This window comes from uncultured Lamprocystis sp., assembly GCF_903933125.1.
Lineage (GTDB): Bacteria > Pseudomonadota > Gammaproteobacteria > Chromatiales > Chromatiaceae > Thiodictyon.
In genome coordinates, this window is the sequence record NZ_CAIZIZ010000360.1 from 1 (window position 1) to 5,333 (window position 5,333).

General features: G+C 67.9%; 5 protein-coding genes. 3 read left to right on the forward strand and 2 right to left on the reverse strand.

The annotated features are described in order from the left end of the window. Nucleotides 1-114: 114 nt before the first annotated feature. Nucleotides 115-2,049, reverse strand: coding sequence for an acyl CoA:acetate/3-ketoacid CoA transferase (locus tag QZY03_RS18650; RefSeq protein WP_295583663.1), 1,935 nt, complete (start codon nt 2,047-2,049; stop codon nt 115-117). Nucleotides 2,050-2,215: 166 nt separating this feature from the next. Here QZY03_RS18650 and QZY03_RS18655 point away from each other — a divergent pair, with 166 nt between their 5' ends. From QZY03_RS18655 to QZY03_RS18665, 3 genes are all read left to right on the forward strand, one after another. Further along, the gene (locus tag QZY03_RS18655) at nt 2,216-3,304 is read left to right on the forward strand and encodes a mammalian cell entry protein (RefSeq protein WP_295583664.1); all 1,089 of its coding nucleotides are present in this window, start codon (nt 2,216-2,218) and stop codon (nt 3,302-3,304) included. Then, nucleotides 3,301-3,936: an ABC-type transport auxiliary lipoprotein family protein gene (locus tag QZY03_RS18660; RefSeq protein ID WP_295583667.1), complete on the forward strand. Its 636-nt coding sequence runs from the start codon at nt 3,301-3,303 to the stop codon at nt 3,934-3,936. Before QZY03_RS18655 ends, QZY03_RS18660 begins: the two co-directional genes overlap by 4 nt. 76 nt (nt 3,937-4,012) lie before the next feature. Then, on the forward strand, nt 4,013-4,954 hold the full coding sequence (locus tag QZY03_RS18665; RefSeq protein ID WP_295583665.1) for a hypothetical protein: 942 nt from the start codon (nt 4,013-4,015) through the stop codon (nt 4,952-4,954). A 25-nt stretch (nt 4,955-4,979) separates the two neighbouring features. Here QZY03_RS18665 and QZY03_RS18670 read toward each other — a convergent pair. Beyond that, on the reverse strand, nt 4,980-5,333 hold a 354-nt coding region (locus QZY03_RS18670), incomplete at its 5' end, for a hypothetical protein (RefSeq protein WP_295583666.1).

Consider the following 5,333-nt stretch of genomic DNA (forward strand, 5'->3'; position numbering starts at 1 on the left):
ATCTCCCTACGGACGTAGGGTCCGCTGTGCGGACCGCTGGCTGTGCGGACCGCCGGCTGTGCAGACCGCCCGCGGCCGAAATGTCGCGGCGACCTCGTTCCCGGCCCGCGCGGCTTATCCAAGCGCGTCGTTTGGTGCTACGGCGAGGGTCTGCCCGAGCTTCAGGCGCAGGAAGGCGCTGGTGGTGTAGCGGGTGATGTCGGCATAGAACTGCTCGTACAGGTCCGCCGTCATGGCGTGGTAGGCGGCCTCCAGGTCGGGTGGAATGCTCAGGTGATCGCGGTTGACGATCGCGTGCACCCGATGATTCATCGGCGTCAGGAGGGTGCTCACGGCGGCTTGCAGCGCGTCGATGTCCGCCTGCGTCTTGATGGTCAGACGCTCCAGGTCGACGAAGAACAGGCGCCCGTGCGGTGCGTAGGCCAGGCGCTCGGTGAGTGGAACCGCACGCTGGTCGGTGCGAATCCCCATCGGTTCAGGTCGGAAAATGCGCGCGTCCATCAGCCGGGGGGGCTGCTCAATGATGGGTGCGAAGTCCATCCGCGCCAGGATATCGCGTTCGAGGTCCAGCCCCGGGGCGATCTCAATCAATTCCAGTCCGTCCGGGCGCAGGCGCAAGACGCAGCGTTCGGTCACATAGAGCACCGGTTGGCCCTTGGCCGCGGCATGGGGTCCGCTGTAGGTGCGGTGTTCCACCTGTTGGACGAACTTGGCCGCGTGGCTCTCCTCGTCGACGTGGAGCTGCCCGTCCGCAATCTCGTAACGGCACTTGCCGGCGCTGAAAGTCCCGACAAAGACCAGGGTCCGGGCGCGCTGGCTGATATTGATGAAGCCCCCGGCCCCGGCCAGCTTGGGCCCGAATTTGCTGACGTTGACATTGCCCTCGCGGTCGACCTGGGCCAGACCAAGACAGGCTAGATCCAGCCCGCCGCCGTCATAAAAATCGAACTGGGAGGGCTGATCGATGATCGCCTGGGCGTTGGTGGCGGCGCCGAAATTGAGCCCCCCGGCTGGCACTCCGCCGATGGTGCCGGGCTCGGTGGTGAGGGTCAGCAGTTCGAGGATGCGTTCTTCGTTAGCCACGCTGGCGACCCCCTCGGGCATCCCGATCCCCAGGTTGACGACGCTGTTGGGCTTGAGTTCGCAGGCGGCGCGTCGGGCGATGATCTTGCGTGCGCCCATGGGCATGGCGGCGATCGACTGCATCGGCACCCGGATCTCGCTGCCGAAGGCGGCGTTGTAGGGGGTGGCGAAAGTCTGCCAATGATGCTCCGGGGCCGGCGCGACCACGACGCAGTCCACCAGGATGCCGGGGATCTTGACCGCCTTGGCCGGCAGGGTGCCGCGCGCGGCGAGCCGCTCGACCTGAACGATGACCAGGCCGCCCGAGTTGTGGGCGGCGCCGGCGATGGCCAGGGCTTCCAGGAACAGCGCCTCCTTCTCCATCGTGATGTTGCCGTCGGCGTCGCCGGTGGTGCCGCGCAGCAGGGCGACGTTCACCGGCCGGCTCGGGTAGAACAGGTAGTCTTCACCGTGGATGCTCATCAGTTCCACAAGGTCTTGCGTGGTGCGTGCATTGAGCTTGCCGCCGCCGTTGCGGGGGTCGACGAAGGTGCCGAGTCCGATGCGGGAGATCACCCCTGGACGCTTGCCGGCCACCTCCCGGAACCAGTGCGAGATGACTCCCTGGGGCAGATTGTAGGCCTCCACCTGGTTCGCCACGGCCAGTCGACCGAGTTTTGGGGCCAGTCCCCAATGGCCGCCGATGATGCGCCGCAGCAGGCCGGGATGGGCCAGATGGTTGAGTCCGCGCTCGCCGCCGTCGCCCTGCCCGGCGGCGTAGATCAGGGTCAGATCGCGCGGCTCTTCGGTCTCCAGGAAGCGTTCCTCCAGGGCGACGGCCAGACCCTCGGCGAAACCGATGCCGACGAACCCGCCGGTGGCCAGGGTGTCGCCGGTGTGGATCAGACGCACCGCCGCGCGCGCCGTGACCACCTTGCCCATACCGTCAAGGTCCGGGGATTGCAATGCCGGGTGTGTCGTGCTCATGCTCCGTCTCCGCGCTGGGCGCAAGCCCGTTGACTCAAGTGTGCGTGGGCGAAGGATGCTGCCGGGCGGCGCGGCTGTCCAGCACCGGCGCACCAAAGCCGGCCGCCGGCCGTGCAATTTCGGTTACTCTGCGCGCACCCGTTTCAACGTCCGTGAGCCTGCCGCGATGAGCCGCCTGGAACGACTCTATTCGCCCCCCGAGATCGGCGCACCCGGCAAGCGTCAGGCGCGCGGGCGCCGCCGCGACCTTCTGTACTCGGGGCTCTTCGTCATCGCCATGGCGGCCATCGCCCTTGCCGCTCTGGCCCTGGTGATGCCGGGGTTCTTCGGCGGAACTTATCGGCTGCAGGCCTATTTCCTGGAGGCGCAAGGACTCACCGAGGGTATCCAGGTGATCCAGGAAGGCTATGTCATCGGCATCGTGGAAGGTGTTGCCCCGCTCTTTCCGGGGCGGGATGCCGCGGCGGTGCGCTGTCCGGCACCGCCGGCGGGCGCGTTGCGTTCCCCGGCCCTGCCGTGTTTCCGCGCCTCACTGCGTATCAAGAACGCTTGGCCGGTGCCGGTCGACAGCCTGGCCCGGATCGGTGCGGCCGGTCTGCTCCAGGGTGATGCCGTCAAGATCCATCCCGGCGCCTCGCCGTCGCTGCTGGCCAACGGCGCCACCATCGACGCGGAGGGACGGGAGGCGGACCTCCTGGTCAAGCTCAGTGAACTGACGGACGGGCTCGATCTGGTGGTCCAGGAGACCATCGCCCCGGCGCTTGCCAGCATCAAGGCCCAGATCCAGACCATTGAGGCCCTGCTCGGTACCGGCGCGGATCAGGAGGGCAACCGCGAGCGTCTGGCCGGCGCCTTCGCGAGCCTCCAGCGCCTGAGCGCGGCCATGGAGACGGCGGTGGACCCGAAAAAGATCGCGGCGATCCTGGATTCGGTCGAGCAGATGTCACGGCATCTGAGCGAGGTCTCGGGGACGCTCGGCGGCAGCACGGATGCGGTCACGGGCGCGGTGCGGCAATATGGCGAATTGGCGCAGGAAATCCGCGGGCTGGTGCGCGACAACAAGCCCGCTCTGCAACGCTCACTGGACGATACCCAATTCCTGTTGCAGGAGATCTCTGCCGGCTTGACCCCGATCCTCAGCAATATCGACGACATGAGTCACAATCTGTCGGCCCTCGCGCGCGAACTGCGGCGCGATCCGGCCACCATCATCAAGGGCCGTGAGGTCAAGGAACAGGCACCGTGGTTCAAATGATCAAGGCGGGTATCGGGATCGCCGTGCTGGTCGCCCTGGTGGGTCTGGCCGGGTGTGGGTCATCCGGTCCGATCAAGTCCGATCGTTTCTACCGCCTGGACCCGGCGGTACTGGAGGGGCCGGCGGGGGCCCCAGTCCCGGCCATCCTCATGGTGAACGAGTTGGCGGCCCGCGGCTTCCTGGGAAGTCGCGCCATTCCCTTCCGCACCCGTGAGGAGCCCCTGGTTGCTCAGCGTTACGACGATCTGCTGTGGGAGGAACCGCCCGCGCGGGCCTGGGCGCGCGCGCTGGTGACCGCGCTGCGGGCGGCGCGGGTTTTCGAGTTCGTCGTGGTGTCGGCCGAGCGGGCGCGCGCGGATTACCTGTTGGGCGGTGAGTTGGAGCGCTTCGAGCACCTGCCGACGGACCAGCCGCCGCGGGTGGCGGCAACCCTCCATCTCGCCCTGGTGCGGGCGGAGGATCGCAGCGTTGTCGCGACCCGGGAATACAGCGGCGAGGAATCGGTCGACGCCGACACGCCGGATGCCATGATCGCGGCCTTCAACCGGCTGAGCGCCCGGCTGGCGGCCGCGGTGGTGCGCGATCTCCAGTCCGCTAAGCCGCGCCTGCACGGTTCGGCGCGGCGTCCATGATCGCCGTTCCAGCGACAGCGGCCACTCGGATTTATCCACAGATGTCACAGATCCGGGACCCCCGCCTGCCTATCAGTTGCGCGAGGTCGAACTGACCCATCCAGACCCGCGCGCCCGCTTCGCCCGGCGAGCGGTGGCGTTGATGCCCTGTGCCGACGGCCGCGATACCCTGGCGCTGGTGGACAAGGCGTCGCCTCATAGTCTGTTCGATCTGATGCTGACCGAGGTCTCGGCCGTTGCGAAATCCACGCCGGTCGAGGTCGCCGCTGCCACTGGCCGCGCGCTCTGGCGGACCGGTTACAACTTCGTGCGATTCTGCTCGCAGTCGCGGGTGGTGGATGACTTCGGGCTCGCCGGCGGTGAGTTGCATCTGGCCTTGAACTGCGATCCGCACACCGTCGACCGGGAGAGCGTGCAGGCCGCCAAGCAGTTTCACTTACACTTGCTCTACTGGACGTCAGCCGCTCTGGCACCCCTCGCCGGTGCTGAACCTCTGGCACGCGTGCGCGACGCGCGGCTGCGCCGCCAGGCACTGGACCCGATTAGCTTCCTGGGCGCGCGCCTGATCTTCGATGCGCTGTCCGCGCTGGACCTGGGTCTTCCTGGGGCGGCGCTGCTGCCTCCCGACGACCCGGCCGTCATTGTCGGCAAGCGCCCGCTGGGCTGCGTGATCGCGCTCACCGGCTGGTCGGTCCTGGGTGAGCCGGTCTTCGCGGCGCTGATCCGCCGCATCCACGTCCGACTTGCGACGCTGGCGGCCGACCTGCTTGAGTCATTCACCGGTGAGCGTGAGCCGCCGCCGCCTTGGCAGCGCCACCCCTTGCTGCCGCGTCGCGACATCAGCGCGCGTATCCTCGCCGGCCCTTTCACTTCGGGCGTTCGGGACGGGCTCGAGTGCCTGGCCGCGGGTCTACGTCCGCTTGCGCCACGCACGGCCGCCCGGCTGGCACGCGCGTCGCCCGCGGTACGGATGGACCTGATGACCCTCAATCCCTTGGTCCAAGGTTCAAATCCTTGACGGCCTACCATTTAAAAACAGCGATTTAAGCCCCGCTTACGGCCCCAGCAATCGGGGCTTTTCGTTCCGGGGTTCCCCGTGGGGTTCCTCTGTTGGTGTCGCTGTAACGAAGCGACGCAACGGTTTCTGCCCCGCTGGGTTGGTTGGTGTCGCGGTGCCTGAGTCCGCGTCCGAGTCCGTCACCGGACAGCGCCGGCAGCGCCTCGGAGGTGCCGACCATCACCAGGTCGAGCAGGATCGCGACGCCTGAGTCCGCGTCCGCGTCCGAGCCCATCACCAGGCCCCCACGGGCAGTGCCGATGCGTCCGGCCCGCTGGGTTGGTGGTCGCCGCGGCGGTTGAAGATCCCCACGGACAGCGCCGACAGGGCCTCGAAGGTG

Excerpts from the sequence above, each read along its gene's own strand:
- QZY03_RS18650 (WP_295583663.1), bottom strand. The coding sequence starts at position 2,049 with ATGAGCACGACACACCCGGCATTGCAATCCCCGGACCTTGACGGTATG.
- QZY03_RS18655 (WP_295583664.1), top strand. The coding sequence starts at position 2,216 with ATGAGCCGCCTGGAACGACTCTATTCGCCCCCCGAGATCGGCGCACCC.
- QZY03_RS18660 (WP_295583667.1), top strand. The coding sequence starts at position 3,301 with ATGATCAAGGCGGGTATCGGGATCGCCGTGCTGGTCGCCCTGGTGGGT.